At 63.8% G+C, this 25931-nt stretch carries 28 protein-coding genes and 1 pseudogene; 5 read left to right on the top strand and 24 right to left on the bottom strand.

Annotated elements, in window-relative coordinates:
• Positions 1 to 17: 17 nt before the first annotated feature.
• From IFT66_RS01895 to IFT66_RS01865, 7 genes and pseudogenes are all read right to left on the bottom strand, one after another.
• Complete coding sequence (locus IFT66_RS01895; RefSeq protein ID WP_192076646.1) at positions 18 to 3815, bottom strand: baseplate multidomain protein megatron; 3798 nt, start codon at positions 3813 to 3815, stop codon at positions 18 to 20.
• Positions 3816 to 4152: 337 nt separating this feature from the next.
• Positions 4153 to 4551 (bottom strand): hypothetical protein, encoded by a 399-nt coding sequence (locus tag IFT66_RS01890; RefSeq protein ID WP_192076645.1) that lies wholly within the window; start codon positions 4549 to 4551, stop codon positions 4153 to 4155.
• Between the two features lie 103 nt (positions 4552 to 4654).
• A pseudogene (locus IFT66_RS23875) lies at positions 4655 to 4852 on the bottom strand (DUF2750 domain-containing protein); the annotation flags it as partial.
• A gap of 264 nt (positions 4853 to 5116) precedes the next feature.
• Positions 5117 to 5554 carry an NlpC/P60 family protein gene (locus tag IFT66_RS01880; RefSeq protein ID WP_192076644.1) on the bottom strand — a complete coding sequence of 146 codons (438 nt, stop codon included), beginning with the start codon at positions 5552 to 5554 and terminating at the stop codon, positions 5117 to 5119.
• Positions 5551 to 6426, bottom strand: a complete 876-nt coding sequence (locus tag IFT66_RS01875) for a DUF2163 domain-containing protein (protein WP_192076643.1) — start codon at positions 6424 to 6426, stop codon at positions 5551 to 5553. The genes IFT66_RS01880 and IFT66_RS01875 overlap by 4 nt, the downstream gene beginning before the upstream one ends.
• A complete protein-coding gene (locus tag IFT66_RS01870; RefSeq protein ID WP_192076642.1) occupies positions 6423 to 7061 on the bottom strand; it encodes a DUF2460 domain-containing protein in 639 nt (212 codons plus the stop codon). Before IFT66_RS01870 ends, IFT66_RS01875 begins: the two co-directional genes overlap by 4 nt.
• Positions 7062 to 7070: 9 nt before the next feature.
• On the bottom strand, positions 7071 to 7544 hold the full coding sequence (locus IFT66_RS01865) for a phage tail tape measure protein (protein ID WP_174196049.1): 474 nt from the start codon (positions 7542 to 7544) through the stop codon (positions 7071 to 7073).
• A 169-nt stretch (positions 7545 to 7713) separates the two neighbouring features.
• Here IFT66_RS01865 and IFT66_RS01860 point away from each other — a divergent pair, with 169 nt between their 5' ends.
• Complete coding sequence (locus IFT66_RS01860; protein ID WP_174195870.1) at positions 7714 to 8484, top strand: hypothetical protein; 771 nt, start codon at positions 7714 to 7716, stop codon at positions 8482 to 8484.
• Between the two features lie 13 nt (positions 8485 to 8497).
• Here IFT66_RS01860 and IFT66_RS01855 read toward each other — a convergent pair whose 3' ends face one another.
• The 3 genes from IFT66_RS01855 to IFT66_RS01845 are packed head-to-tail and all read right to left on the bottom strand — an operon-like array spanning position 8498 to position 9491.
• Positions 8498 to 8713: a rcc01693 family protein gene (locus IFT66_RS01855; protein WP_192076641.1), complete on the bottom strand. Its 216-nt coding sequence runs from the start codon at positions 8711 to 8713 to the stop codon at positions 8498 to 8500.
• A complete protein-coding gene (locus IFT66_RS01850; RefSeq protein ID WP_062579697.1) occupies positions 8713 to 9063 on the bottom strand; it encodes a gene transfer agent family protein in 351 nt (116 codons plus the stop codon). Before IFT66_RS01850 ends, IFT66_RS01855 begins: the two co-directional genes overlap by 1 nt.
• 20 nt (positions 9064 to 9083) lie before the next feature.
• Positions 9084 to 9491: a phage major tail protein, TP901-1 family gene (locus IFT66_RS01845; RefSeq protein ID WP_192076640.1), complete on the bottom strand. Its 408-nt coding sequence runs from the start codon at positions 9489 to 9491 to the stop codon at positions 9084 to 9086.
• A 107-nt stretch (positions 9492 to 9598) separates the two neighbouring features.
• On the opposite strand from IFT66_RS01845, the gene IFT66_RS01840 reads away from it, so the two are divergent.
• A complete protein-coding gene (locus tag IFT66_RS01840) occupies positions 9599 to 10831 on the top strand; it encodes an MFS transporter (protein WP_446737869.1) in 1233 nt (410 codons plus the stop codon).
• Here IFT66_RS01840 and IFT66_RS01835 read toward each other — a convergent pair.
• The 10 genes from IFT66_RS01835 to IFT66_RS01790 form a co-directional block, all read right to left on the bottom strand.
• Complete coding sequence (locus IFT66_RS01835) at positions 10810 to 11211, bottom strand: DUF3168 domain-containing protein (protein ID WP_174195867.1); 402 nt, start codon at positions 11209 to 11211, stop codon at positions 10810 to 10812. The genes IFT66_RS01840 and IFT66_RS01835 overlap by 22 nt on opposite strands.
• On the bottom strand, positions 11208 to 11540 hold the full coding sequence (locus tag IFT66_RS01830; protein ID WP_199864748.1) for a phage head closure protein: 333 nt from the start codon (positions 11538 to 11540) through the stop codon (positions 11208 to 11210). Before IFT66_RS01830 ends, IFT66_RS01835 begins: the two co-directional genes overlap by 4 nt.
• The gene (locus tag IFT66_RS01825; RefSeq protein WP_192076637.1) at positions 11540 to 12109 is read right to left on the bottom strand and encodes a head-tail connector protein; all 570 of its coding nucleotides are present in this window, start codon (positions 12107 to 12109) and stop codon (positions 11540 to 11542) included. The genes IFT66_RS01830 and IFT66_RS01825 overlap by 1 nt, the downstream gene beginning before the upstream one ends.
• Before the next feature lie 119 nt (positions 12110 to 12228).
• The gene (locus IFT66_RS01820) at positions 12229 to 13512 is read right to left on the bottom strand and encodes a phage major capsid protein (RefSeq protein WP_192076636.1); all 1284 of its coding nucleotides are present in this window, start codon (positions 13510 to 13512) and stop codon (positions 12229 to 12231) included.
• A 16-nt stretch (positions 13513 to 13528) separates the two neighbouring features.
• On the bottom strand, positions 13529 to 14122 hold the full coding sequence (locus IFT66_RS01815; RefSeq protein ID WP_192076635.1) for an HK97 family phage prohead protease: 594 nt from the start codon (positions 14120 to 14122) through the stop codon (positions 13529 to 13531).
• A 77-nt stretch (positions 14123 to 14199) separates the two neighbouring features.
• Positions 14200 to 14526: a DUF6107 family protein gene (locus IFT66_RS01810; protein ID WP_062453454.1), complete on the bottom strand. Its 327-nt coding sequence runs from the start codon at positions 14524 to 14526 to the stop codon at positions 14200 to 14202.
• A 212-nt stretch (positions 14527 to 14738) separates the two neighbouring features.
• The gene (locus IFT66_RS01805; RefSeq protein WP_192076634.1) at positions 14739 to 15044 is read right to left on the bottom strand and encodes a type II toxin-antitoxin system RelE/ParE family toxin; all 306 of its coding nucleotides are present in this window, start codon (positions 15042 to 15044) and stop codon (positions 14739 to 14741) included.
• A complete protein-coding gene (locus IFT66_RS01800; protein ID WP_192076633.1) occupies positions 15044 to 15319 on the bottom strand; it encodes a CopG family ribbon-helix-helix protein in 276 nt (91 codons plus the stop codon). Before IFT66_RS01800 ends, IFT66_RS01805 begins: the two co-directional genes overlap by 1 nt.
• A gap of 60 nt (positions 15320 to 15379) precedes the next feature.
• Entirely contained in the window at positions 15380 to 16549 is a 1170-nt protein-coding gene (locus IFT66_RS01795; RefSeq protein WP_192076632.1) for a phage portal protein, read from the bottom strand.
• 46 nt (positions 16550 to 16595) lie between these two features.
• Positions 16596 to 17225, bottom strand: coding sequence for a hypothetical protein (locus IFT66_RS01790; RefSeq protein WP_180215423.1), 630 nt, complete (start codon positions 17223 to 17225; stop codon positions 16596 to 16598).
• 97 nt (positions 17226 to 17322) lie between these two features.
• Here IFT66_RS01790 and IFT66_RS01785 point away from each other — a divergent pair, with 97 nt between their 5' ends.
• A complete protein-coding gene (locus IFT66_RS01785) occupies positions 17323 to 17523 on the top strand; it encodes a hypothetical protein (protein ID WP_062453459.1) in 201 nt (66 codons plus the stop codon).
• Positions 17524 to 17632: 109 nt separating this feature from the next.
• Here IFT66_RS01785 and IFT66_RS01780 read toward each other — a convergent pair whose 3' ends face one another.
• From IFT66_RS01780 to IFT66_RS01765, 4 genes are all read right to left on the bottom strand, one after another.
• Positions 17633 to 18970 carry a DNA-packaging protein gene (locus tag IFT66_RS01780; protein ID WP_249406326.1) on the bottom strand — a complete coding sequence of 446 codons (1338 nt, stop codon included), beginning with the start codon at positions 18968 to 18970 and terminating at the stop codon, positions 17633 to 17635.
• A gap of 88 nt (positions 18971 to 19058) precedes the next feature.
• Positions 19059 to 19697, bottom strand: a complete 639-nt coding sequence (locus IFT66_RS01775) for a hypothetical protein (protein ID WP_192076631.1) — start codon at positions 19695 to 19697, stop codon at positions 19059 to 19061.
• A gap of 247 nt (positions 19698 to 19944) precedes the next feature.
• Positions 19945 to 21405, bottom strand: a complete 1461-nt coding sequence (locus IFT66_RS01770; RefSeq protein WP_192076630.1) for a protein adenylyltransferase SelO family protein — start codon at positions 21403 to 21405, stop codon at positions 19945 to 19947.
• 107 nt (positions 21406 to 21512) lie between these two features.
• Positions 21513 to 22910, bottom strand: a complete 1398-nt coding sequence (locus IFT66_RS01765) for an MFS transporter (RefSeq protein ID WP_192076629.1) — start codon at positions 22908 to 22910, stop codon at positions 21513 to 21515.
• 181 nt (positions 22911 to 23091) lie between these two features.
• On the opposite strand from IFT66_RS01765, the gene IFT66_RS01760 reads away from it, so the two are divergent.
• Together IFT66_RS01760 and IFT66_RS01755 are read left to right on the top strand one after the other, a co-directional pair.
• A complete protein-coding gene (locus IFT66_RS01760; RefSeq protein ID WP_062453463.1) occupies positions 23092 to 23721 on the top strand; it encodes an outer membrane protein in 630 nt (209 codons plus the stop codon).
• A gap of 268 nt (positions 23722 to 23989) precedes the next feature.
• Positions 23990 to 25909 (top strand): diguanylate cyclase, encoded by a 1920-nt coding sequence (locus IFT66_RS01755; RefSeq protein ID WP_192076628.1) that lies wholly within the window; start codon positions 23990 to 23992, stop codon positions 25907 to 25909.
• Positions 25910 to 25931: the final 22 nt, after the last annotated feature.

Below are 25931 nucleotides of genomic sequence, written 5' to 3'. Positions count from 1 at the left end.
GCACTCAAACTCGGCTGTCAGAACGCGATCGTCGCAAGCGCCGCAATGCCCAGCGGCACGGCTTGCCCGATCTGGCGGATGCGCAGGGTGAGGCTCGGCTGCTGAGAGCCGAAATCGGCAAGCTCGTCGCTCGCCGGATAAAGGAACAGCGGAGCCTCGACATCCACCCGCCGCACCACGACGTCACTGGTCCCGAGGATCTCGACGCGGTAGCCTTCGTCCGGCTCGTCTCGCGGAATATCGCGCCCGTCCCAGCCGTCGGCATCGACGCGCCCGCGCCGGATCCAGTGGAACTGGGCAGCGCCATCGGCCAACCGGACGCCGCGGATATGCACCGGCGAAAGCGGCGTCTGCGCCCTTTCTCCACCGGCAAACACATGCGGTCCGGATCGGCCTCCGACGGCGCCCAGGCTTTCGGCCAGGAAATTCAGCCTCCGTCCCTGCTCGTCACCGGTCAGCCCGAGCGGCTTCACGGCATCGTCCAGCACCACGCAGGCCCCACCGACAGCGCTCCCGGCCGCCATCGCATCCTCGGTTCCCGCCAGTCCCCGCAGCAATCCGGACAGCCGCCATCGCCCCGCCGCGATTTCCTGCGCCTCGGCAAACCCGACGATCTCCCAGATGCCGTTTGACGCGCGGATGGCTAGCCGGTTGTCGCCGCTCAACACCGCCAGCGTCTGCGCCGACGAGAGACCGCCGAAATAAAGGTCGAGATCGAGCACCTTTGAGCGGTCGAACCGTCCCGTTACACCGGGATCGAGCGCCGAAACCAGCAAGCCGAGCCTTGCTGGGCGATCGACCATCACCCGCCTGCGATATCCATCGGTCGTTGCCGAGGACGAAACGGCGATCCGCCGCCAGGGCCTGCAATAGGCCGCGACCACCGCAAACCCTTCATCATCGGACGAGGTCAGCCGCGGCAGGTCGAGAAAATGGAGGACCGGCGCAAAGGCGTCGCTCGCCGAACGCCCGCTGTCGCGCCGCGTCGTCACTGCGTCATAGCGACCAGGGGGAAGCGGCGCATGGTTCTGTGCCTCGATCCGCCGCACCGTCCCGTCCTCGACCCGCTGGACGACGAAGATACCGTCGGGGCCATCGGTGAGGTGCACCGCATCGCCGGGCTCGAGCGCCAGATCCTGCGGCGGCAGTGTGAAGGAGATCGACCGCCGTGCCACGCGCTGCGCCCGCAGCACCGATTCCACTGCAGAGAGCGCCGCCTCCTCGCACAGCGTCGCCGGCAGGTCGTAGCTTGCCACCCGCTCGCTTTCGGCCTTCGCGCGGCGCGACCGTGCGCTCGCCTGCTCGTAGTCCAGAACCGGATTGTAGAAGCCGAGCACCGCTTCTGCCGGAAAATCGCTGTCGTGCCCGCGGCTTTCCGACCACAGCGGTTCGCCCTCGGCCTCCGCCACAACCCGGACCTCGCGCGAGGCAAGGCTCGCACCCTGCCTTGAGCGGAACCGCAACAGCCCCGCATCCTCGCTCACGTCGATCTGAAACACGCTGAACAGGGGCTCCAGCAGCGCGCGCGCCGAGGTCACGTCGGCCTGCACATAGCCGGTCAGATCGCCGGTCACGCCGGACACGTCGAAATCGTCAAAACCGTGATCGGAGAGGATCGCCGCGATCGCGTCGGCAAGTGTCGTTCCTCCCAGCCTGCCGTTCAGCCAATGCCCCGTGCGCCAGTTCTCGCCGTCGCTCCAGATCGTCAGGTCGTCGGGAAACGCCGGAGACGGCCGCGCATCCCACGTCCAGACGAACACATGATCCGGATCGACCATGCCGGCGGGTGCCGCCTCGCCCTGCCACCAGCCATGATGCGCTTCGAGAAACCGTCGCTGCTGGCTGTCGGACCGCCCGCCGGACGAGAAATACGGCAGGCTGCTTTCCACCGATTTCGGATCGACAAACACATTCGGCTGGTTGGCCCCCTTGTCGACAGCCGGGCAACCCAGTTCGGTAAACCAGATCGGCTTCATCCCGGGCAACCAGGCCGTCGCGGTGCCAGCCTCCGCGCCGCCCACCCGGTTATAGTGACGGTTGCCCCACCATCCCTGGAGATCCTTGGCCCGAAACACCCAGGGCTTGCCCGCCAGCCCGTCGGTGATCGGCGAGCGCAACCGGTTCGCCCGGTCGGCCTCGCTTGCGTAATACCAGTCGAACCCCTCGCCCGCCGCAATCTGCGCCGCCATCGCCGCACGGTCGTCGCAGGACCGGAACCCATCCGGATTTGCCGCTGCCAGATCCTCGTCGCGCCAGTCGGAGAGCGGCATGTAATTGTCGATCCCGACCGCATCGATATGAGGCGACGCCCAGAGCGGATCGAGATGAAACAGCACGTCGCCGGAACCGTCCTGCGGATGGTAGCCGAAATATTCGCTCCAGTCGGCGCCATAGGTCAGCGCCGTCGCCGGTCCGACAAGCGCCCGCACATCCGATGCCAGCGTCACCAGCGCCTCGACGAACGGAAACGCACCGGTCTGATCGCGGATCTGCGTCAGCCCCCTAAGTTCCGATCCGATCACCAGCCCCTCGACGCCACCGGCCGTATTGGCGAGACCCGCATAATGCAGCACCATCCGCCGATAGCCGTCCGCCCCGCCGGCAAAGGCCTCGACCTGCGTGCGCGCAACCGCCGTCCTGTCAGCACTCCCCGCCAGTCCCGCTCCCGGATGACAGGTAATCCGCCCGCGCCACGGGTTGCTTGCCTGTTCCGCCTGACCATAGGGATCGGCCAGACCATTGCCCGGCGCGATGTCCATCATCACGAACGGATAGAGAAACACCTTCAGCCCGCGCGCCTTGAGATCCGCGATCGCCGCGAGCACGCTCGCATCCCCAGGCGTGCCGCCATAGGCCGGACCGCCTCCCGACGAACTGACGCGGTGCGCCGCGCTCCTGACCACCCCGGCAACCGACCATACGGTGCTTTCGTCGCGCCGTGTCTCGACCTCGACACCCGGCAGAATGCGGCATTGCCCCGCGCGCAGATCCGTCCCGAACCAGGCGACGACCAGCGCCACACTCTCGATATTGGGGCAAAGCGCCTGCAATTCGTCGAGCGAAGCCTGCCAGTCCGTCTCAGCCACCATCGTGTTGCGGTTGAGAATGCGGGCGCTGCCCTCCGCCGTCTTCTCGGTCACCTGGACCGTGTGATAGCCATGCTCGGTCGCGCCGGGAATGATCGTCACCGCCCGGATCTGCCTCTCCAGCGTCCCGACCGGCCGCACCACCTCGAACTGCAGCAGCGGAATGCGGTTGCCAAACGCTTCGAGCGGCAACCGGTCGAACACGACATAGGCAAGCCCGCGATAGGCCGGCGCCTTCCCTTCGCCCTGCTTTGCCTCGATCAGCGGATCCGGCAACTGTGTCTCGTCGCCGGCATGAACGCGCATCTCGATCGCCGTCAGGTCCAATTCCTGGCCATCGGCCCAGACGCGCCGCACGCAGGCGATCGGACCCTCGCAGAGCCCGACGGCAAAGTTGGCGAAATACTGAAACGTTTCCGTCTGAGACCCGCCCGTCGCCTTGGCGCCGCTCCGCTCCCGCGTCGCCTCCTCCTCGAACCGCGTCGCCCAGATCAGCGTGCCCCCGATCCTCGCGGTCCCATAAACCCGGCTGACCGCCGCCCCTTCGTCCGCCCCAGGAATACGCGCCGTCGCGAGCCTCGCACCCGAGACGGTCGAGGAGCCGCCGAGCAGTGCCCGATCAACAACGCTCCCCGCCAACGCCCCCGCCGCCCGCCCAAGGATCGCCCCGACAGGACCGAACACACCGCCAAGTGCCGCACCCGCCGCCTGAAACAGGATCGTCGCCATGGAATCCCCTCACGCCGACCCAGTCGTGAACTGGATGCGCGCTAAAATAGTGAAACTATCGGATTGTCGGATGGAGGTGGCTGCCCTCACTACTCCTAGGTGGCTGCCCCTCACTTGCTCGTTGGAGGCTGCCCCTCACCCTAACCCCGCCTGCGGGGAGAGAGGACGTGCCTCGATTGGGGCAGGAGCAAGCTGCTACCCTTCATAAGGCGGCGTCGAGAGTTTTCCCGGCCCGTGGATAAGCTAGGAGCCAGCGATGTTTTGATCGCACTAAGCTCAATCGTCTCGGCCGCGATGCGATCAATGTCATCACGCCGGTGAACGAATGATCCCCACTTTAAGACGACCGAGAAAATTGACCTGGAACGTATAAAAGAAAAAAAATAAACGTATAAATCGCCAAGAACACCATTATACCATCCAATGCAGTTCCTTTTTCGACTACCAACATCCCGGGGCGGATGCCTGTAGCGTATATAAACAGAGATAATATTACTGCCTCACTGATTATACCTGCTGCAATCGCATTGCAGGCCCCTCGTATGTCGTCGAGAAACCGAGGAATAAAAGCTAGCGAAACAACAATAGCGCCTAAAATAGTGCCCAGAGGAAAAAGATGGGTTTTAAAAAGATCCTCACTGAGGAAAAACAACAGAAAGAGAGAGAACAGCATCGTGGATGCATTCGTGGCGAATATTCCAATATAATTTATCTTCGAACGCTGATTTTCGATCATTAAATCCTATCCGTCCCAACTATTCCGCTTTGGGTATGATCATCAGGTGTCAGGCGCAAATAGCGACGGCGACCCAGCTTTCCCGATCCTCATTTTATGGAGTTCACGACCTAGTAAGCAATCGAACGAGGACATCGGAAGGTGCAAAGTCGTACCCCGTCGCATCTCGTCGTGACCAGTTCAGTCCGCATGTCACTCCGTCTGCAGTGAGGCTTGGCAACCAGCGCTTAATAACCTCTACCAACGGAATTGGCACTGGCTTGAAGCCTCGGTACGCCGAGACCCTCTCGACGACTGCTCGGGCTCTGGTTTCAGCTGACTAAAATGGCATAGCGGTTTCGCCATACGCGTTAGTCGAGTTTGGGTAAACGCTGGCGCCCCGTATAGACAACCATGGAGGTGATGTCATGAGGCTTTGGCCAATTGGCATGACGCTTATCTTGAGGGTGACCCGGACGGGCTGGTCATTGTCCGACCGGATCTCATCCGTAATATAAGCATACCGATGGATGGGGTTCCAGCCCCATCCATTACTCCATGACTATACGCCGGTCCTTGCCAACTTTCAACTATCCCTTGCCCGCGGAAACCTATGCACCGCAGCGATTTTGCGGCGCCAGGAGGGCACCAGAACCGAGCGCGTCACCGCCATCTGCTCGTAGGCATGAATGAAATGAGACGGCCCGACGAATATACCGGCATGCTTTACCATCGTGTCCGGTCGCCAGCGAAACAGCAGCAGATCGCTCGGCTGCATCTGCCCGAGGCCAAGTGCCGGGCCAAACAGCCGGATGCCGGCCTCCAGCAGCCTGTCCTCGCCGCCCCGTTCCGCCCAGTCGGGCGCATAGGGACCCACCGGTTCCGGCTCCTCGCCATAAAGATCCCGCCAGATGCCGCGGATCAGGCCGATGCAATCGCAGCCGATGCCGCGCGTTGCGCCCTGATGCCGATAGGGCGTGCCGATCCAGCTTTGCGCAATCGCAACGATCTGCTCGGCGCTCATTCGAACAGCGCTCCGCCATCATGCAGCCGCTCGCCATCCACATAGGAATAGGCAAAATCGGAGCCCGGCACATGCGGAAAGCCGCGGAAATTGAGAAGGTTCGCAAACCGCCCGCCGCACGTCGAAACTGTCTTGTCGCAACCGGCCGTCAGCGTCACTGCCTGCCCGGGAACGACCGCCTGCTCCAGCGGCAACCAGAATGTCAGCGCAGCCTTGCCGTCGGCGCGTCGCTCGTGAACCTCGATATCCACCTGCGCCCCTCCCGCAAATTGTGCGACGCCACGGCCGAAAAATCCCTCCGCAAAACCGGACAGACCCGACACGACGATGCGGCTTTTATCGATCACCGCATCCACCAAGCCATTCCCGCGCCAGGCCGAGAGGTCGACCCGGCAGCGCGCATCACCAAGGCTCGCGTCGCAGCGCCTGCCATAGACCCGCCCCTGTGGCTGGCCCAGCCGATGCGCAAGGCTGCGCAGCTCTGCCTTGAAGGCGCCGCCCGATCGCGAAACCTCGCCGATCTCGCGGATATTGAGCAGCATGTGCTGAGCCGGATCCGCCCAGTTGACCACGAACAGCTCGACCCGCGCACCGTCATAGCGCCCGCTTGCAAGATCCGCCTCGTCGATCGCAGCGCTGGCGAGCCCGCCTTCCACCTCTTCCACGCTGGCAGCCATGCCGAGCGCCTGTTCCGCCTCGCTCGCCGCAAAACCGCTCGCCGCCAGAAATGTCGTGCCGTCGAATACCAGATCGCGGTCATGCTCGGTAAACCCAAGCACCACCGCGTCGCGTCGCGTCACGCGCCAGCAATAGCAGATCGTCGTTGCCTCGCCGCTCAGATGGCCCGCCAGACCCGCCGGGATCGCCCTCATGCCAGCACCTCCGTCAATGGAATGGCCGGGATCCGCCCGGCGTCGAAATGCGCCAGATTGATCTCGATCCGGTCCGTATCGAAGCGCACGGCCACGTCGAATTCGAACCCGGCCCGCACGATCTGGCCGGCCGTAGGCACCTGCCCTGCCGCAAAGGTCACGATGCCGGTCGTCGTATCGACAGCGAACGAGGTGGCTGCCTTCGCAACGCCGCCAACCGACAGGACCACCATTCCCGCCACCGGCTTGGTGATCCGTCGCTCCCAGCCGCCGGCCGCATCCGCATAGGTCTTCGTCAGGAAGAACGCAGATGTCGCCCCATCGCCGACCCCGATCTGCTGGTCACTTGCCGAGATCGCCTGGCCCGGACCGCAGGATTTCCAGTCGACCGGATCGCGAAACCGAAAACCGTAGAGCTGGCCGCCGCGTGCCTCGAAGAACTCCAGAACCGCATAGAGATCGGCAACCGATTTCACCCCGGATCCAGCCTCATAGCTTCGCCGCGAATCGCGCCAGCGCTGGTTGCGGGCCTCCCGTCCATTGGACAGATTGACGATATCGGTCCGCCGCATAGGCCCGCCGGAGGCGCCAAGCGCCACCCGCAGGGGAAAGCGCACTTCATGAAATCCGCTCATCGCTGCTCCTCACAATCCTCTGTTTCCGCGCGAAACGCTGCGTGCCAGCATGGCCGAAATCTGGCCCTCGCTTTTGCGGAAGCTTGCCGCATCGGTCGCCGTCACGTTGAACACCACCTGCGCTCCCCCGCCACCGCCAGCTGACGCCACACCGAGCGCCCCGTCCGCGCCGCGCCGAAGCGGCAGGATCGCCTCGGCACCCGCCTCGCCCATCAGCCCGGTGCCGCCGCCCATCGAAAAGAAAGTCGGCGCCCGCACGACACCGCCATCGGCAAACGGCGTCACCGAACCGATCAGCCCGCTCACTGCATTGCCGAGCAGGCTTTCGAGCGGCTTCAGCCCTGCCGATAGCGAAATATCCGCCAGCCGGTTGCCGAGCCCTTTCAGCACATCGTCCAGCCCCTTGCCCCCGGTCGTCGCCGTGCTCAGCGCACTGGTCAAAGCCCGGCCGAACCGGTCCGAACGCGCCTCAAGATCCGCCATCACGCCGGACAAGGCTTCAGCCCCCGTCACGGCCGCACCAAACGTCTCGTCATCTGGATCCACAGCCTCAGCTCCCGTTCAAATTTCGCCGACCAGCCACCTTGCGGCGGGCAGGAACAATGCTAGATTGCAATTAATACTATTTGCACCTTAAGATGGAGGAGGCCGAATGCTGATCGATCGAACATGGTTCCGCAAAAATCTCGGATGGATCATTCTGTTTCTAGCTGTCTTACCGGCTGCAGCCTGGGTCATGGTTTACGGCAGCATCCACCTTCCGGTACTCACTTTCGCCCTGTGCGAGCAGACCAGATGCACCGCTCAGGACTGGGCAAGCGCGACCAGCGGTTGGGCAGCTCTGGTGGCTGCCATCATCGGAACCTTTCTGGCACATGGCCAGCTTTCGCAACAGCGCCGGCAGACTGCCTTTATGCTGGGCGATGCGCCTCCGACGATCGAGCGCGTCGTCATGCGTGACGACCAACAGTATGACTGGATCAGAGTCATCAACTGGAACAGACGAAACTTCAACATCGTCGAGGTGCAGGCGACGGTCGGGTTTCGCAACATGCCGATGGGCAGCGTGAAATTCGTTCGCAAGAACGGGGATGGCTCAATCAGGGAGCTCACACCCAGCGTCGAAGCGGGCAAACTGCAGTATTTCGTTGCCATCCCTGGCTGGATAGATCGTCAGACAACGCCCGGCGCGGTCGAGTTCCGATGCGCCTTCGATCTCAAGTCGGCTCCGCGCGCCCTGGCGAGAAAGCGCGGAAACTACATCACCTTCAAGGTAGCGATCTTCTCCGGCGAGGATCTGACCGAAAGAACCCTGAAGATCAGGCTACCTGCCGGGACGGTCGTGAACTACGTCGATCAAAGTATTGATCCAGTCAACGATCAAGGACTGCACCCGGTCGCCTCGGTTGGTCACATGTCATGAGGCGCGGGGCGAACTAGCCATCCGGAAAAGCCAGCATCAGCGTCTCCAGCCCGGCTCGCTCGATCGACGTTGTGCGTTTGATCAGACCACCGGTCGCAGCAAACAGCTCTCTTGGCGTCAGCGCCCAGAATTGCGGTGCGGAAAGCCGCAGCAGGCAGAGACCGGCATGCATCGCCGCGTCCCATGGAAAAGGCTCAAACTCCTGCGCCTTCCCGCCCGCTGCGGCCATCAGGGGTTTGCCGGTGACGGTCCCTCATCCGTGCCGAAGGCAGCACTCAGCAACTCGCCGACGATCCGCGCGCAGGAGAGGATCCCGCCATCGACGCTCATCGCCGCCGCCTCGTCGTCGGTAATCAGGTTGCCGCCGCCGCGCAGGCCGGCCCCGATGATGCGGATCATGTCGGCTGCCTTCATCCGCCCGGAGGAAAACCGCCCCGCGAGCTCCGTCAGATCGCTCGCCGCAAAAGCCGTTTCCAGTTCCGCCAGCGCGCCGAGCGTCAGGCACAGGATCCGCCGCTCGCCGTCCATTTCAGCCTCCACCTCGCCGCGGCGGCGGTTGGCCCGTCCATGCATGCCCATGAAATCCCCCTTTCATGCTCCTACAATGCTGTGAAACTCACGACGCCGGCGGATTCGAGTGCAATCTCGAACCGCACCTCGCCATTGTGCTCGCCGGAATATTCGAGCGCCGTCACCTGGAACGCCCCCGCGAGCGTCGCGAAACTGGGGATGATGATCTGCCAGGAGAGGATCGTGCCGCCAAAGAATATGCTGCGCACCAGCGCGTCGCTTGTGCCGTCCTTGAAGATGCCCGAACCGCTCAGCGATGCCCGCTGCACCCCCGCCCCGCCCATAAGCTCGCGCCAGCGCCCGGTACTTTCGGCATCGGTAATGTCGACCGTTTCGGCGTTGAAGGCGATCCGCCTGGAGCGCAGCCCCGCCACGGTCAGAAACGTCCCGCTATTGTCCACCTTCAGGAGAAGGTCCTTGCCCTTCTGTGCCACCATGTCCCGATCCTTTTTTTCCAACCGCTTTGAAGTATTGATGCTTTCGGGTTGCGTGCCGACCTGCTAAAGCCGCGGGGCACATCCCCTTGCCCGCTTCCCATCGCGATATCGCATTGACCAAGTCCCCCCTCCGGTCCGCCCGGACCATTGGCGTTCTCGCCATCACGCAACTCATCGGCTGGGGCACCACGTTCGAAAGCCTCGGCGTTCTCGGTCGCTCCATCGCGCCCGATCTCGGCCTTGCCAACGAAATGGTGTTTGCCGGACTGTCGGTGATGATGCTCGCCAGCGCCTTTTGCGGTCCGCTCGTGGGACGGCTGCTCGGCCGCCACGGGGCGGCCAAGGTTCTCGCCGCCGGTTCCGTATTCTTCTGCGTCGGGTTGCTCGTGCTGTCGCTTGCGAACGGCCTGCCGCTTTATGCGGTCGCCTGGATCCTGCTCGGTGCCGGCGGCGCCTTCTGCCTGTCAGCGCCGGCCTATGCCGCGGTGGTCGAGCGTGAAGGCACGAAGGGCCGTCGCAGCATCACCATCCTGATGCTGTTTACCGGCCTCTCCGCCACCATCTTCTGGCCGCTGCTCAGTCTCGGCAACGATCTCATCGGCTGGCGCACCACGCTGATGGTCTGCGCTTTCCTGCATCTGTTCGTCTGCGTTCCGCTCTATCTCTTCGCCCTGCCGAAGCCGATCGCCTGGGACACCGCCGATGCCGGCGTCGATGCGCCCCCGGTTGCCTTTACCGCCCGGCAAGGCAAGCTCGCCTTCCTGCTGGTCGCCACCGCCACCACCATTGCCTCCTTCGCATCCTACGGCGTGTCGCCGTCGCTGCTGGAACTGTTGCGGCAATCCGGTGCGACGCCTGAATTTGCCCTGCAGCTTGCCGCTGCCCGTGGCGTCATCGGCATTTCGGCGCGTGCCTTCGATATGCTGCTCGGCAAGCGCGGCAATCCGTTCATCACGGCAGTGACCGGCAATAGCTTCATGATCCTCGGCTTTCTCAGCCTCATCGTCCTGCCGTCGTCGACCGCAACGCTCTGGATCTTCATCGGGCTTTACGGCATCGGCTCGGCAGTCCTGCAGGTCGCAAAGGCGCTGCTGCCGCTCGCCCTGTTTTCACCGCGCGACTATGGCCGCCAGGCCGCACGGCTGTCCATGCCGCAAAACCTTGCCAATGCGCTCGCCCCCGTCGTGTTCACAGCACTTCTCGATCGTTCGGGCGCGCTGACGGTTCTCGTCGTCACCGTGCTTCTCGCCGGCTCCGCGCTTACCGGCATCCTCTTCCTCATGCATCTCGTCCGGCAAAGTAACCGCATGGCGGCCTCTCACTCGGTCACCGCGCGATAACGCAGCTCGACCTGAAGATATCGCGTGTTCGGCTCGCGCCTGGTGCGCGATCCCGTTCGCAACAGGCTCACCAGCACAAACCCTTCCAGCGTCAGCGCCGCATCGTGCAGCAGCGTATCCACCCGGCTTGCGATCTCCTGCGCCTGCCGACGTCCCTCGGCCTGCGACCAAACGGTGATGGTCAGGCTATGCGCCTCGCCCGGTTCCGTGCCGGTCGAATAGTCGCGCGTCTCCCACTCTCCGAAGGCGATCGCCGGCAGTTTCGGCTTCGGCATCAGCCGGTCGTGAACACCGCCTTGACCGACCAGCGCCGTCAGCGCCGCATCGCCCGTCAGCCGCGCATGGACCGCCTTCATCAGCGCGTTGGAAGCTGAGGTCATGGTGCCTGCTCCTCGCATTGGCAGACCAGATAGCGACCGGTCTCGTCAGGGTCGCGCACCAGTTTCAGCAGGAAGATCCGTGCGCCCTTGGTCAACCTCTGCCCGGCCGCGACATCGGCTCGAAACCTTATCCAGATCCGGTGACTGACCGTGCCCACCTCGGCACTTGCCGCCTCCGTCACCACAAAGGAAACCGGCTCGATCTTTGCCCAAACGGCCGCCACCGATTGCCAGGTCACGGTCGCGCCGCCCTGACCGTCGGACACGGAAACTGGTGCCTCCAGCTCCAGCCGGGCAGTCATCTGGCCCGGATCGAGAAACACCACCATCACAGCCTCCGCATGCGGAAGGGCGCGATCAGCCGCTCGTAGCCATCGGGAATTCCGGCCGGCTGCTGGTCGGGCGACAGCACGCCGCGGAAGGCGAACATGTGGCCGATATGGATCAGCATCGCCCGCTTCAGCGTATCCGGCACATCGGTCCCGGCCTCGCCATAGCCGGCGGAAAAGTCGATCTCGATCCCGTTCAACGCCTGGCCGGGAGCGATCGTCTTGCGCAGCCAAAGCCGCGCCGGTCGTCCCCTGCCGTCGAGCAGATGGTCTTCAAGCGACACATTAACCGCAGTGCCTGCAGAATCGTAAATCGTAACGCTCTGAATCGCTTGCACTTGAGACTTCAGGATGCGGATCACGCCATCGACTGGCCAGAAGTCGAGATACAGTCGCCAGGACTGCGCCATCAGGCAGAGGCCCGTCTCGCGCTCCAGATGCTCGCGGGCGGTCGCAATCAGCGATCCGATCAGCGCGTCCTCATCGGCACCGTCAAGGCGCAGATGCGCCTTCGCCTCGGCAAGCGTCAGCGGTTCCGCGAGAGGCGGAGTGGTCTGGGCATAGGTCATGGGGATCCTCGTCGAAGATGATATCCGCCTATGCCCCACCCTCTCCCCGTTGACGCGGGAAGACGGTGGGAATGGCCGGATGACGGGTAGTTCCGGCAAACGTCAGTCCGCCTGGCCGATCAGCTCACGGCGAACCGCACCAGCTTGATCGCCTCGAAATTCTGCACCCCGCCGCCGACCCGCTTGGTGGTGTAGAACAGCACATAGGGCTTGGCGGAATACGGATCGCGCAGGATGCGCACCCCGGCCCGGTCGACCACGAGATAGCCAGAGCGGAAGTCACCGAAGGCAAGCGAGGTCGAGCTTGCGGCGATGTCGGGCATCTCCTCGGCTTCTGCGATCGGAAAGCCCATCAGCGAGGCGGCCTGGCCTGCACTTGCCGGCGGCCGCCACAGGTAGTTGCCGTCGACATCCTTGAACTTGCGGATATCGGCCTGCACCTTGCGGTTCATCATGAACGTGCCGTTCTGACGATGGCCGGCCTTGAGCGCGTAGATCACCTCGATCAGCGTGTCGGAGGGATTGGTCGCCTTCCAGCCGCCGGCAACACCGGTTGCGATATAGCCGAGACTGCCCCAGGCCCAGCTCGCATCGGCGACAGCCGTATAGGCGAGAAAACCCTTCGGCTTGTTTGTCCCGTCACCGCGCACGAAGGCATCGCCCTCCTGCTCGGCAAAGACGATATCCACCTCGCCGGCAATCCAGGCCTCCATGTCGACAGCCGCGTCGTCGAGCAGCGCCTGCGTGGCGGCCGGCATGGCGTAGAGTTCCATCGTCGGGAAGGCGAGTTCGGCCAGAAGCGGAGTGTTGGTCTGCGGCCGCGCCGCCGTTTCCGCCACCCAGCCGGTGGTCAGCCCCGTCGTCGAGAACGGTTTCTTCAGAACCGAGGTCGAGACGGTGCGCACGGTCGACAGCGCCCGCATTGGCGATACGACGGACACGCGGCGGCCGATTTCCGTGTCGGTCTCCGGCGGCACGAGATAGCCGCCATCGGCGCCGACTCCGACGGAGAACGCCTTCGCCTCCAGCTCGCGCAGTCCATTGTCCTCGCCGCGACGGATATAGGCGTCGAACCCCGCCTTGTGCTCCATCGCCTCAGGCGAAAGATCGGCACTCTGGCCATACCCACCCCGGCCACCGAGCGGCAGCCGCGCCTTCTTCAGCGCCAGCTGGTCCAGCACCCGTTTCTGGTCGTCCATGGCGCGGTTGATGCGATCCACCTTGTCGCGGGTCACCACGTCGGCAGTCAGCTTCTGCTCGATCTCGCCGAGCCTTCGGTCGTTGACGTCCTTGAAGGCCTCGAACGCCTCCATGAATTCGTCGAGCGCGGCCGTCACCGTTTCCGGCACGGCTTTCACTTCCGGCGCCACGGCGCCACTTCCCTGCACATGTCCCGTCATCATGTCCTGTCCTTCTCCATTAAACCTTGTTCTGCCTGAACGACGATCTCCACATCATCTTCGCCGCCCGCCGCATCTGGCGAACCAGCTCCGTGTCGCGGTCGCGAAAGAACCGCTGATGCTTGACGTCGGACACCCGTGCCGATGGCAGCATCGGAAAGGTCACGACGGAGATTTCCCAAAGATCCGCCTCGAGAATGCGCCGCACCCCCGTCTTTGCGTCGGTGCGCGCCCGCACCGTTCGAAAGCCGATCGAAAGCCCGTCCAGCGCACCGGATTTCATCAGCGCCAGCACTTCCCGCGATCGTGCGACGCCGGGCGAAAGCACGCCCTCGACGTAAAGCCCGCGACCATCCTCGCGGATCGTCTTCCAGGCGCCGATCGGCTCATTCGGGTCGTGCTGGTAAAGCATGCGCACCCCCGGCGCGCCGCGTTCGACAAGCGAGGAGAGAAACGCCCCCCGTTCGATTCGGTCACGACCGAGATCGACCTCGCCGAACACGCTGGCATAACCGGAAAACGTGCCGTCACCGGCAATGCCGGCCAGTTCCAGATTGGCGAATTTGCGCACATTCGGGCGCATGGGCGGGCATTGCCCGCGGTCAGCGTGCATCGGGATCTCCTGCAATGTCATTGAACCTGTCGAACCCCATCCGCCCGCGGCGGCGGGAGTTCGTCGTCGGGAGCGCCTTACTCCCTGCGGCGCCCGTATCGCTCGGCTAAGCGCGACAGCGCGCCCAGCACCCACCAGGCCGAAAGGCTGGCGGCAGCCGATCCCGCCAGCAAAGTCTCCGGCTCGGGAAGCTCACCGCTGATCCCCAGCCTCGCCATCAGCCAAAGCCCGGCCGGCCCGCCGAAGATCAGCCCGCAGGCCACCCCGGTCAGAAACCGGCTCGCCGCCTCGTGCCCGCTTTTCGGCAGGAGATAGACCAGCGAAACGCCCGCACCCGCCACCGCACCTGCGGTCCGCGCAGCCCACACGCCAAGCGTTCCCGGATCGTGCCCAAGGTCAGCCATCGTTAAACTTTCTGGGTTATGTTGAGAGTGTCAGCCGGAAAGCGGATCTCCATCCGCAACCGCCCAGGCCTCGCGCGCATCTTCACGCGCCACATGAGGCCTTCAGGTTTTCATCAATCCCCTGAATCGCTTGAGAGACAGCGTTGACGAGTTGAGTCAGGGGTTTGAGAAGTTGAGTCGAGCAGGCTCAAGCGCCGACAACTCGGAAAAGCTCAGTCGAAACCGTCATCGTCATCATGGTCAAGCGCGGACGAGGCCTGTCTCGCATGCATGACAGAGACGACCAGGACCCGGTCGGATTGGATGACATAGTCGAAGTGGTAGGGCGTTGCGACGAACCGCCTGATGCCCTCGACCGGAGCAACCATCGTGCCGACACGCGGCTGCTCTGAAATGAGCCGGATCGTTCGCTTGATCTGATCCGAAAACGCGACGGCTGTCCGCCGCCCGAACTGGGCCAAGTAAGCCCGTTCCCTCTGGACGTAGCGTATCGCCTCTTCCGAGAGGGTGACCTTCATCAGGCAGCATCCTCGCGGTTGAGACGGTCGAGCTCTTCGAAGAACTCCTCCGCATCCACGGTCCGCCCTGCCTCGATATCCGCCAGTCCGCGACGGATGCTGAGTATTTCATTCCCCTCCGCCATCAGATAATATTTCAGCGCCCGGACGATCACCCAGCTTCTGCTGCGATCGGATGTCTCGGCAATCTTCTCGATATCGTCGAGAATGTCCTGCGGCACACGCAGCGTGATCGGGTCCGAGAGAGCGGGCTTTTCGGATTTGGCGTCTATCATGACGATCTCCATCTGTAATACACCGTATTACAAATTACACCTTGGGCCGCGATCGCGCAATCACGCCGAATAACCCACCGCCTCGCGCTTCTCGTCCTCCGTCAGGAAGCCTGCAGCGCCGATCCGCGCCCACAGCGCCTCGCGCTCGGCCGAGAGACCTGCCACCCGGTCGAGATCCGGCTCCAGCCGCAACCCCTCGCCGAAAGCGTCCGAAAGCCAGGCGGAAAAGCTTGCGGCGGTGCGGGCAATCAGCGGCAACACCGTCAGGCGGTAGAAGGCGCGGTTCGCCTCCTGATAGTTGGCATAGGTATTGTCACCGGGAATGCCGATCAGCATCGGCGGCACGCCGAGCGCCAGCGCGATGTCGCGGGCAGCACCGTTCTTTGCCTCGATGAAATCCATGTCCTTCGGCGAAAGCCCCATCGCCTTCCAGTCCAGCCCGCCTTCCAGAAGCAGCGGCCGCCCGGCATTGACCGCGCCCGAATAGCCAGCCTCCAGTTCGTCCTTCAGCCGCTGATACTGATCCGCGGAAAGATTGCCGCCGTCCTTCGGCTGGTAGACCAGCGCGCCCGAAGGCCGGGCGGAATTGTCGAGCAGCGCCTTGTTCCAGCCCGCCGCCGCATTGGAAAGATCGAGCGCCGCCCCTGCTGCGACCAGCGGCGACATGCCACAATGGTCGTCGAGCGGGTGAAACAGCTTCAGGTGCAGCAGCCCCGGCCCGTCACGATCGACGGCAAGCCGCCGTGTCACCTGCCCGGCGCGATAATCATAGGCCGCAATCCAGCCGTCGCGCCCCTCGACGACGCTCACCCGGTCCGGCCGCAGCAAATGCAGTTCCCGCAGGTCGCCGCCAAGCGCCAGCGGCTCCACATAGGCATTGCCGGACAAAAGCAGATGCCCGTACAGCGCCTCGAAGAAATCCGGCCCGCTCTGGCGGCCGTTCGGACGTGCCAGAAGCGCCAGCGCCGGATGATCGGCTGCCTCCCTCGAACCCCGATAGGCGAGCCACGGCACGGCGGCGGCAGCTTCGGCCACCATCCGCATGGCCCGATAGGCGATCGGGTTCTTCATGAACCCGGCCTTTGCCAGAGCCGCATAGGACCGCCCGGACCAGTGCGCCGCGCCATCGCCAGATACGATCGCAAAGCCCGACGATAGCCCCGACGTCGCCTTGGTTTCCTGAGGCGGCGCGATGCGGGAAAGCCCAGGAAGCCGGAATGGAAATCTCATCGTTTCATCCTTCACTCGATCCGGGATCAATTCTCTCTGAAGACGTTCAGGCCGCCATCGCCGCATCGTCCCGCAGCGCTGCCGCGAACGCTTTCGCGTACCCCGCCACCTGCGCCGCCCGGTCATTGCCATTGATGATTTTTCGCGCCCCGACCCAGTCCGATTTCCCAGGGCCGAAATAATCGCCGAGCTTGCGGCCGGTGAAACTGCCGGCCCGCATGCCCTCGATCAGGATTTTTACTGCCACATCCATCTCCATGGCGCGATGAGGTGCCGTGACCAGATCGATCCCTGTCAGCGCCGACATTTTCTGGTAGTTGCGCCTGTGGGTCAGTTGCACGAGCCCGCGCCCCAGCCACGTGCGGCCATCGGCATCGTAACGCCAGTACGGCGTCTTCACCGTCCGCAGCCGGCCGGCGCTGTAAGCGCTTTCCAGCCGCACCACCGCAAGCTGATCGGTCTTGGCCAGCGTTTCGCGCACCGGCTGCATCGTCGCTGCCGTCTCGTGAAACGCGGTCGCCAGCGCATAGGCAAGCGCCGCGGGGCCTTCGATGGGGTTGCGCGCCTCCCATGCCTCCAAAACAGCAGCCAACCCGGCCACCTGACCACTTGCCAACCGCCCGCTGAACGGGTTCCTGCGCACGTGATCGAAGAAAAAACTGCGCTCGTATCCCATGTTAATCCTACCCCTTTACCGCGTTCGAAGGTTTCAATCGGTTTAGAAAAAACTAAATCGTTTTAGTCTGTTAGTGACGATTTACTTCGGAGTAAGGATGTGGAACCAATCCAACCATGCGACGTTCATAGGGGCGCACCACCATGATGGTGCAGCGCACAATCCGGAGATCATGATGATGCAGCAGACCGCCCAGACAGCCGCCACGAAATCGGTGCCGCAGCACGTCCTCGAGCGCATGGAATCCGAATGGAAGCAGATGCGCGACAGCGCTCCGGCTGTGCCGGCTAAAAGCTGAATTGCAACTGTTGGCAGTAGCCAACTGTCAGATATAGAACGCTTGAGCGGCCCTGTCCGGGCCGCTTTTCGTTGCGCGGTTCACCAGAAGCGCCACACCGGGCCTAGGCTCAAATCCCCCTGACGCGCGGCTCGCCCAAGCCGTCCAAAACAAGCGCCGTCAGCGCCCAGACCAGCGCATCCAGCCGGTCCGGCGAGCGTCCCGATGACAGTCCGTTGGGACCGAAATCGCACATCTGGTCCTCCAGCTCCGCAAACCGTCCCGCATGCACCACCCGTCCCTGCTCGTAGAGGGCTGCGACCGGTTCTGCGCGGGCAAACTTTCCGCGGGATGCATGCACCACCGTTACCGGCAGGTTGGCGTCGATGCTTTTGAGCATCGCCGGCACCATGTCGCCGCCCTGGTTGCCCTCGGCCACGACGCGGTCGGCCGAAAACCGCGCATAGGCCTTCACCACGGCCTTCGCCCAGCCGCCCGGCGTATGGCCGGTCACCGAACAGTCGGCCAGCACCACCGCCCGGCCAGGCGAACCTTCGCTTGCCTCGACACCTGCCACGACGATGCCGCAGCAGGAGTTCTCGCCGGATCCCGAGGGCGGATCCACCGCCACCACGATGCGCCGCAGAACCCCGGTAAAGCGCGTCACGCAGGCCTCGAGGTCGGTGCGCTTCCACAGCGCGTCGTCGCGATCCTCGATCAGCTCGCCGCCAAGTTCCTGGCGCCCGAGCCGCGTCCCGCCATAGCGTCGCTCCAGCGCCGCGATAAAGCCCGGTGCCAGATTGCCGGCGTTACCGGCTGTGGAGATCTTGATCAGCCGCGTGCCGGGGTCGGCAATCAGTTGCTTCAGCACCGGCACCGGTCGCGGCGTGGTCGTCACCAGTTGGCGCGGATCGAGTCCCAGCCGCAGGCCGAACTGCAGCATGTCGAACGTTTCCTGCGCATGCTTCCATTTGCCGATCTCGTCGCACCAGGCGTAATGAAACTGCGGCCCTCGCAGGGCTTCCGGATCCTCGGAGGAAAAGATCTGCGCCACCGTGCCGTTCGGCCAGACCAGCCGTTTGCGTGAAATCTCGAATTCGGGCCAGTGCCGTGCCGCAATCCGGCAGATGCCGGACACACCGTCCACCATCACCTCGCGGGCATCGCCCAGCGTTTCCGCCACGAGCGCGATGCGAAGATCGGACCGCTCTCCAGCCGCACACGCCAGCGCATGCACCCATTCGGCGCCCGCCCGCGTCTTGCCGGATCCGCGCCCGCCCATGATCAGCCACGTCCGCCAGTCGCCCTCTGGCGGCCTCTGTCCGGGAAGCGCCGTAAACGCCCAATCCCGGTCGAGACCGGCCACAAACCCGTCAAACGCGCTCTCTCCCGGACCAGGCTCGTCACAGCTCTCCGCCGGCACCGAGTCCGGAGCGCGGGGCACGCCCATCGCACCGGCCAAAACCATTCCGGCCTCCAGATCCCGTGCACTCTTCTCCCTGACATCAGCGATGCCAGACATGCCCGCCCTGAATGACCCGGATGCCTTTACCGCCTCACCCGTGATCTTCTCTTCGGCCCGCCGCATCTTGCGCTGGCTGGGTTCCTCTCGTTGGAAGCCTTTGCGCCACCCATCCCGGTGGGCCATCGCGTTTCCAGGCTTCGAAATACCCAAAGGCTGTTTCATTGGCGCGATCCTCGATCATCCGGACGAAGCGGGCCTTCGCCTCTTCGTATCCGCCGGCATCGGCCAGCCTGTCGGCCTCCACCTGCCGGTCGCGGGACAGCTGACGCTGCAGCGCATCGACCTTTTCCAGCGTGCGCACGATCAGGCTCATCGCATCGGTCGCCGCCTTCACATCGGCCCGCGCCAGTTTTTGCGCCGCCTCGTTGCCGTCAGCTGACACCGCGTCGTCGGCCTCGCCGGACAACAGCCCGGACGCCGCTTCCCGCATCGTCCGGAACGTGGCGAACTGCTGGCGCATCTCCGCCGTCATCTCGTTCAAAAGCTGCCGCAGTTCATCTGCGGGCTTCAGCTCGGTTTCCGCAGACTTGAGCTCCAGCAGAACGTTTCGAACCGTCTCTCCCAGTTCGGCATCCTGCGTCACGTCGTCATCCGCGTCGTAAAGCGGTTCGTCCGTCCACAGGCCGAACAGGTCTGGATCAAAACCGGCGAGAGCATCGGAACGGTTCATGGCAGATCTCCACAGCCGAAAACCCGCCGCGCCGGCTTGCCGTCGCACGTTCGGTTTCGATATCGATGTCCTGGAAAAAAAAGGGCCCGGAGGTCAATCCGAGCCCTGACTGGAAGCCTTGCAGCGGTCGGGGCGTGAAGCCTCTCCCGACGCAACTCTTCGACTATGCCTAAACACTACCCGACAACCGTCACGCCGTCAAGGATTAAATTCCTATCTCGAAAATTTTACCGGAGCCGCTTCTCCCTCACGTCCCGCAGAAGGTGCGCGCAACCTTCTGTTCCGCCGTCGGCGCAATCGCGTAGTCGGCAAATTCCGGCCGCTCTTCGAACGGTTTTTCGAGCGCCTCCACCAGCTTTTCAAAGAAGCTGAAATCACCGTAATTGGCAGCCGCGATTGCTTCCTCGATCCGGTGGTTGCGGGCGATCAGCCACGGATTGACGCCGCGCATCTCTGTTGCCACGTCCGCCGGGCTGCGGCCTTCCTCGGCCAGGCGCTCGTTCCATTTCGGCAACCATTCCCGCAGCTTGGATGGATCTGTGAATCCGGCAACCAGCGCGTCATCGCGGCCTTCCGCAGCGTTGCACAGCGCCCGGAATGTCTGCGTGAAGTCCGCTTCGTTCTCCTGCATCGCAGTGAGAAGTCCCTGCACCAGATCGCCGTCGCCTTCGCGCGCGGTGACCAGACCGAGCTTTGCGCGGAACACCTCGATCCAGTGCGCCTGGAACGTCTCGCCGAACGAGGTCAGCACAGAATTGGCCGCTTCCACCGCCTTCTCCTCGTCGGCATCGATCAGCGGCACCAGCGCCTCGGCAAGCCGTGCGATGTTCCACTGGCCGATGCCCGGCTGGTTGCGATAGGCGTAGCGTCCCTGCCGATCAATCGAGGAAAACACCTTCATCGGGTTGTATTCGTCGAGAAAGGCGCAAGGACCGAAATCGATCGTCTCGCCCGAAATCGTCATGTTGTCGGTGTTCATCACGCCATGGATAAAGCCGACGCCGAGCCAGCGGGCAATCAGCTCCGCCTGCCGGTCCGCCACCGCCTGCAACAGCGCCAGATACGGGTTCTGCGCCCCCATCAGGTCAGGGTAATGCCGCTCGATCACGTAGTTCGCCAGCGTCCGCACACCCTCGGTATCGCCGCGGGCGGCAAAGAACTGGAACGTCCCCACCCGCACATGGCTTGCCGCGACCCGCACGAACACTGCGCCCTGCTGCTCCTGCTCGCGCTGGACAAGCTCGCCGGTCGAAACCGCCGCCAGGGCCCGCGTCGCCGGGATGCCAAGCGCATGCATGGCCTCGGACACGACATATTCGCGGATGACAGGCCCAAGCGCTGCCCGCCCGTCGCCACGGCGCGAAAACGGCGTCGGCCCCGCGCCCTTCCACTGGATGTCGCGGCGCTGTCCGGCACGGTCCATGACTTCGCCGATCAGGATCGCCCGCCCGTCGCCAAGCTGCGGCACGAAATTGCCGAACTGGTGCCCGGCATAGGCCATGGCGAGAGGCGATGCCCCCTGCGGCACGACATTGCCGGAAAGCACCGCTGCCAGCCGGTCGGGATCCGAAAGATCCGCCTCGACGCCCAGTTCCGCTGCCAGCTTCTGGTTGAACCTCAGAAGCTTCGGCCCCTCCACCGGCTCCGGGTAGACGGAAGCGAAGAACCGATCCGGCAGGCGGGCATAGGAATTGTCGAACTGGAACACGGGATCTCTCCTTCGGCCCTTTCAAGGGCTTGGTCTCGGGTATGTGCTTGAGTCTGGTCTGTGGCGTATCCCCAATATGGGGTCTCGCGCCTGCGGAACAAGCAAGATCAGCCCTTATTGCCCGCCGTCAAACGCACCCCGAACCCGAGCAGAAACGTCACCAGGGCCGCGGCTGCGGACGTCCCGTAAAGCCAGTAGGCGACCTGCCCGGGATCGCCTTGCGACAACTGCCGTGTCAGCCCGGTCGCTGCCGCGATCATGCCGGCCAGCGCCGATCCGACGGCGTAGCCGGCCGTCGACATGGTCGGCAAAAGAGCGCTCGCCCGGTCGCGCTCCTCGTCGCCGGCGGCCTCCATCGAGGCCTGGTTGATCGCCGCCCACGACAGACCGAAACCGGTGCCGATCGCCATCTGGCTCAGGACCACGAGCAGGATCTCCCGGACGTCGATCGATACCGCGATCATCAGGAAGCCCGCGAGCTGGAACAGCGGCCCGGCCCGCATCGCAAAGTGTCGTCCTTTTAGAGACTTGATCCGGCTGGAGGCCATCGCGACCGCGCTCCAGGTCAGCGCCATCGCCACCACGATATAGCCGACCGCCGCCGGTCCGATGCCCCACACGTCGCGGATGATCAGAGCCAGATAGGTGGCACCAGAGGCATGGCCCGCCGACATCAGGAACAGCATCCAGAACCCGTGGCCAAGCACCGATCCCAGCCTGAAAGCGCCAGCCGGAAACAACCGCGGCCCGAGCTTTCCATCCGTCGTCACGGTCAGCGCCAGCGCCAGTGATCCCAGCACCAGACAGGCGACCTGCCAGCCGATCACCCCCGTTGCGGACGACAGTGCGAAAATGAAGGACGCAGTCACGCAGAGCGCCACGGCCAGAGGCGCAAACGCGGCCTTTGCCGCGCTGCCGGTCTCGGGCGTCGTCAACAGCGTGAAAAGACCAAGCAGGATGAGAAACGGCGTCACCGCCAGAAACGCGGCATGCCACGAAAACGCCTCTGCGAGCAGCCCCCCGATCAGCGGCCCGAGCAGAGCCGCGACCGCCCAGACGGTTGCCTCCACCGCAAATACCTTCGCCGTCACCGCGGACGAGAAATTGGCCGGGATGAGGCTGTAGCAGATTGCCACGATCAGACCGTCGGCAATCCCCTGCAACAGTCTGCCCGCAACGATGAAGAAAAAGCTCGGCGCCAGAACCGCCATCAGACCGCCCAGCGAAAACAGCGCCATGGACCAGAACAGGCTGGATTTCACACCCAACCGATCGCGGAGATAGGCAGCACTGGTGCCGCCGGCGATCGAACCTATGAAATAGAGGCTGTAGACCCAGCTGAACCAGTCGCGCCCGCCAAGTTCGGCGGCGGCCAGCGGCATGGCGGCAACAATCGCGAACTGGTTGAAGGCATGCAACCCGATCCCGGCGGAGATCAGCCCCAGCATCAGGCCGTTCCGGCCGGACAAAAGCGTTTTCCATCCGGTGTCTGTTCTTGTCAGCACGGCATGCTCCCCGGTTCATCCGCAAGGCTTTCCCGCCCGCAGCAGTGGCGGCGCAAAGTCCCCCGGTCAACGGTCAAGGATCGATTTTGGCGCGCGTGACATTTTAGCTACAGCTTTCCAAGCCGAACGCACTACATTGATCCTCATAACAAGCAGTCGTTGAAAACACGGAGAAATCATCATGAGGAACACACTCGTTCTCGCCGCAGCTCTTGCAGCCGGCCTCTCGTCCGCAGCTCTCGCCGCCGATGCGGTTGAGACCATTCCGAGCGCGCCAGTCGCCTACGAAACAGCTCCGGCATTTTCCTGGTCCGGTCCTTACCTCGGTATCCACGGCGGATACGGCTGGGGCGATGCTGATATCGAAGGCGCTGGTTCCCAGAACTTCGACGGCGCCCGCATGGGTGGCTTCGTCGGCTACAACTGGCAGTTCTCCAACGGTTTCGTTGCCGGTGTTGAAGGCGACGTCAACTACGACTGGAACAACGACGATGTCGCCGCTGGCGTCGATGCCGAAAGCGGCTTCTCCGGTTCGGCCCGTGCGCGTCTCGGTTACGCCATGGACCGCACCCTGATCTACGCAGCAGGCGGCTGGACAGCCACCAATGTTGAAGTCGACACGCCGGTTGGCGACGACGACGACACGCTGCACGGCTGGACCATCGGCGCTGGCGTCGATCACGCCTTCACCGACAACCTGTTCGGCCGCGTCGAGTATCGCTACAACGACTACGGCAACGGCAACCTCGCCGGCGCTGATGTCGACTTCAACCAGCACGTCGTGCAGGTTGGCCTCGGCGTGAAGTTCTGATCGCGTCAAGCATCTGATTGTATGAGGAGAAGGCTGCCGCTCGCGCGGTGGCCTTTTTCTTTGGAACTTGCTCTTCAGGGATTTCGACCACTGTCCCGGCCATCATCACGGCAGGATCAGGCTCCCGTTGCGAGAGGTTCGCTTAACTTTCCTGTATTAGACGGGACTTGTCGGCTCTTTGCCCGTCGTCATGCCGATGACGTCGGGCTCGACGTGAATCAGCCGGGTTGCAGTTTCGTGTTTTGACTATTTTCGGAAGTTTCTGCGCATGCCGTTTTCCCCATCGTCTCGCGGGGCAGACCCCGAGAACCGCAAAGGGCTAGGCCGCCGCACCAGACACGGCCTTGGCCCAGCTCTGGCGACACCTGCGGCGGTATTGGGCTTCGGTGCGTTTCTGGCACTTTTCGGCTGGGCGGAATATTCCAACTGGAAGACACAGGTCGCACGGGTCGAAGCGGCACTGGAACAGACGGCCGAAGCAATTACCCAGCATGCCGACGACGTGGTGGAAATGTCGCGGCTGCCGCTCGCAAGCCTGATCTCCAAGATCGAGGAGAAAGACGGCGAGGCCGATCTCGCCCAGGCGATCGACGCGCTGATGAAGCGCCAGCTCAGTGCGTCGCCCACACTCGATACGCTCTCCTATCTCAATGCCGATGGCCAGATGGTTGCGACCTCGTCGGCAACACGCCCCGCCGGGGTCTCCTACCAGGACCGCGACTATTTCAAATTCCACAAGGCCAGCCCCTTCCCGCTCCCGGTCCTTGGCAAGCCCATCCTCAGCCGGCTGACCCAGACCTGGGTCCTGCCGATCTCGCAGAAGGTGATTTTGCCGGACGGCACGTTCGGCGGGGTTGTGGTCTCCACCATCAAGGTCAACCATTTCGTCAATTTCTTCAGCCGCTACGATATCGGGTCCGATGCCTCCTTCCTGCTCGTTCGCGGAGATGGCGTGGTTCTCGCCCGCGCGCCGATGGCCGACAGCATTCTCGGTCAGGACATGTCCAAGAGCGATCTGTTTGCCCATGTCCGCCAGACCCGCGTCGGCGCCTTTCATTACCAGTCACCGATCGACCAGACGGCGCGGGCGGGTGGCTTTCACCAGAGCCAGCTGACCGGCCTGGTGGCGCTCGCGGCCGCATCGGAATGGCAGGTGCTGATCTCCTGGGCGTCGACCGCGAGGACGCGCTGGATCTATGCGGCGATCCTTCTCATCGCGGCCGGGTTCGCCACGGTCTACTGGCGCCGCCAGATGCAGTTGCGCCAGGAGCGCGAAGCGCTGGTCGCCGCGCGCGAGGCGGAGTTCCGCCTGCTCGCAGAATCCTCCAGCGACCTCATCACCCGGTTCGATGAACACGGCATCCGCGAATATGTCTCGCCCTCCTCGATCGGCATCCTCGGGCTCGAGCCAGAGGACCTGATCGGTCGCAGCATCTTTGCCGGCATGGCCGAAGATACCGAAGTCCTGGTCCGCCAGGCAACGGAGCGGCTCGGCAGCGGGCCTGGTCATGAGAAATTCCTGATCCGCCACGTCAAGCCCGACGGCGAGGAAGTATGGCTGGAAACGGCGATGAGCCGTCTGCCGGCTTCGCATCCGGCCCAGGCGCCGCGGGTGGTTGCGATCACCCGCGATGTCAGCCGCCACAAGCGCGCACAGGACGAGCTCGATCTTCTCGCCAATACCGACGACCTGACAAGGCTTGCCAACCGGCGCTTCTTCAACGCGCGGTTCGAAGCGATGGTCACTGCGGCGAACCGTTCGATGACGCCGCTGTCGCTGCTGATGATCGACGCCGACCGTTTCAAGCTTTTCAACGACACCTATGGCCACGCGGCCGGCGACGAATGCCTGCGCGCGATCGCACAGGTGGTACGGTCAACCGTCATCCGCCCCGGCGATGTCTGCGCCCGCTATGGCGGCGAGGAAGTGGCGGTGCTGCTCGCCGCAACCGACGCGAAGGCCGCGCATGCCATCGCCGAAAGCATCCGCGTGGGCGTCGAAGAGATCGGTCTGGAACACGGCAGAAACCCACCCTCCAACCGCGCCACGATCAGCGTCGGCCTCGCCACGCTCACCCCCGGCCAGGACCTCGTGACGACCTCGCAAGCCCTCTTCAAGCGCGCCGACGAAGCCCTCTACAACGCCAAGGCCGCAGGCCGAAACCGGGTGGAGACGGCGGGGAGCTAAGCCCCGCCCAATCCGCGACGCC

The organism is Rhizobium sp. CFBP 13726, assembly GCF_014841925.1.
GTDB lineage: Bacteria > Pseudomonadota > Alphaproteobacteria > Rhizobiales > Rhizobiaceae > Neorhizobium > Neorhizobium soli.
This window is presented reverse-complemented; position numbering and strand designations above follow the sequence as displayed.

Excerpts from the sequence above, each read along its gene's own strand:
- IFT66_RS01760 (WP_062453463.1), top strand. The coding sequence starts at position 23,092 with ATGAGGAACACACTCGTTCTCGCCGCAGCTCTTGCAGCCGGCCTCTCG.
- IFT66_RS01780 (WP_249406326.1), bottom strand. The coding sequence starts at position 18,970 with ATGGTTTTGGCCGGTGCGATGGGCGTGCCCCGCGCTCCGGACTCGGTG.
- IFT66_RS01820 (WP_192076636.1), bottom strand. The coding sequence starts at position 13,512 with ATGATGACGGGACATGTGCAGGGAAGTGGCGCCGTGGCGCCGGAAGTG.
- IFT66_RS01800 (WP_192076633.1), bottom strand. The coding sequence starts at position 15,319 with ATGATAGACGCCAAATCCGAAAAGCCCGCTCTCTCGGACCCGATCACG.
- IFT66_RS01815 (WP_192076635.1), bottom strand. The coding sequence starts at position 14,122 with ATGCACGCTGACCGCGGGCAATGCCCGCCCATGCGCCCGAATGTGCGC.
- IFT66_RS01865 (WP_174196049.1), bottom strand. The coding sequence starts at position 7,544 with ATGGCGGATCTTGAGGCGCGTTCGGACCGGTTCGGCCGGGCTTTGACC.
- IFT66_RS01785 (WP_062453459.1), top strand. The coding sequence starts at position 17,323 with ATGTGGAACCAATCCAACCATGCGACGTTCATAGGGGCGCACCACCAT.
- IFT66_RS01810 (WP_062453454.1), bottom strand. The coding sequence starts at position 14,526 with ATGGCTGACCTTGGGCACGATCCGGGAACGCTTGGCGTGTGGGCTGCG.
- IFT66_RS01825 (WP_192076637.1), bottom strand. The coding sequence starts at position 12,109 with ATGACCTATGCCCAGACCACTCCGCCTCTCGCGGAACCGCTGACGCTT.
- IFT66_RS01895 (WP_192076646.1), bottom strand. The coding sequence starts at position 3,815 with ATGGCGACGATCCTGTTTCAGGCGGCGGGTGCGGCACTTGGCGGTGTG.
- IFT66_RS01860 (WP_174195870.1), top strand. The coding sequence starts at position 7,714 with ATGCTGATCGATCGAACATGGTTCCGCAAAAATCTCGGATGGATCATT.
- IFT66_RS01845 (WP_192076640.1), bottom strand. The coding sequence starts at position 9,491 with ATGGTGGCACAGAAGGGCAAGGACCTTCTCCTGAAGGTGGACAATAGC.
- IFT66_RS01850 (WP_062579697.1), bottom strand. The coding sequence starts at position 9,063 with ATGGGCATGCATGGACGGGCCAACCGCCGCCGCGGCGAGGTGGAGGCT.
- IFT66_RS01775 (WP_192076631.1), bottom strand. The coding sequence starts at position 19,697 with ATGAACCGTTCCGATGCTCTCGCCGGTTTTGATCCAGACCTGTTCGGC.
- IFT66_RS01790 (WP_180215423.1), bottom strand. The coding sequence starts at position 17,225 with ATGGGATACGAGCGCAGTTTTTTCTTCGATCACGTGCGCAGGAACCCG.
- IFT66_RS01755 (WP_192076628.1), top strand. The coding sequence starts at position 23,990 with ATGCCGTTTTCCCCATCGTCTCGCGGGGCAGACCCCGAGAACCGCAAA.
- IFT66_RS01875 (WP_192076643.1), bottom strand. The coding sequence starts at position 6,426 with ATGAGGGCGATCCCGGCGGGTCTGGCGGGCCATCTGAGCGGCGAGGCA.
- IFT66_RS01870 (WP_192076642.1), bottom strand. The coding sequence starts at position 7,061 with ATGAGCGGATTTCATGAAGTGCGCTTTCCCCTGCGGGTGGCGCTTGGC.
- IFT66_RS01880 (WP_192076644.1), bottom strand. The coding sequence starts at position 5,554 with ATGAGCGCCGAGCAGATCGTTGCGATTGCGCAAAGCTGGATCGGCACG.
- IFT66_RS01890 (WP_192076645.1), bottom strand. The coding sequence starts at position 4,551 with ATGATCGAAAATCAGCGTTCGAAGATAAATTATATTGGAATATTCGCC.
- IFT66_RS01835 (WP_174195867.1), bottom strand. The coding sequence starts at position 11,211 with ATGACCTCAGCTTCCAACGCGCTGATGAAGGCGGTCCATGCGCGGCTG.
- IFT66_RS01855 (WP_192076641.1), bottom strand. The coding sequence starts at position 8,713 with ATGGCCGCAGCGGGCGGGAAGGCGCAGGAGTTTGAGCCTTTTCCATGG.
- IFT66_RS01830 (WP_199864748.1), bottom strand. The coding sequence starts at position 11,540 with ATGGTGGTGTTTCTCGATCCGGGCCAGATGACTGCCCGGCTGGAGCTG.
- IFT66_RS01805 (WP_192076634.1), bottom strand. The coding sequence starts at position 15,044 with ATGAAGGTCACCCTCTCGGAAGAGGCGATACGCTACGTCCAGAGGGAA.
- IFT66_RS01795 (WP_192076632.1), bottom strand. The coding sequence starts at position 16,549 with ATGAGATTTCCATTCCGGCTTCCTGGGCTTTCCCGCATCGCGCCGCCT.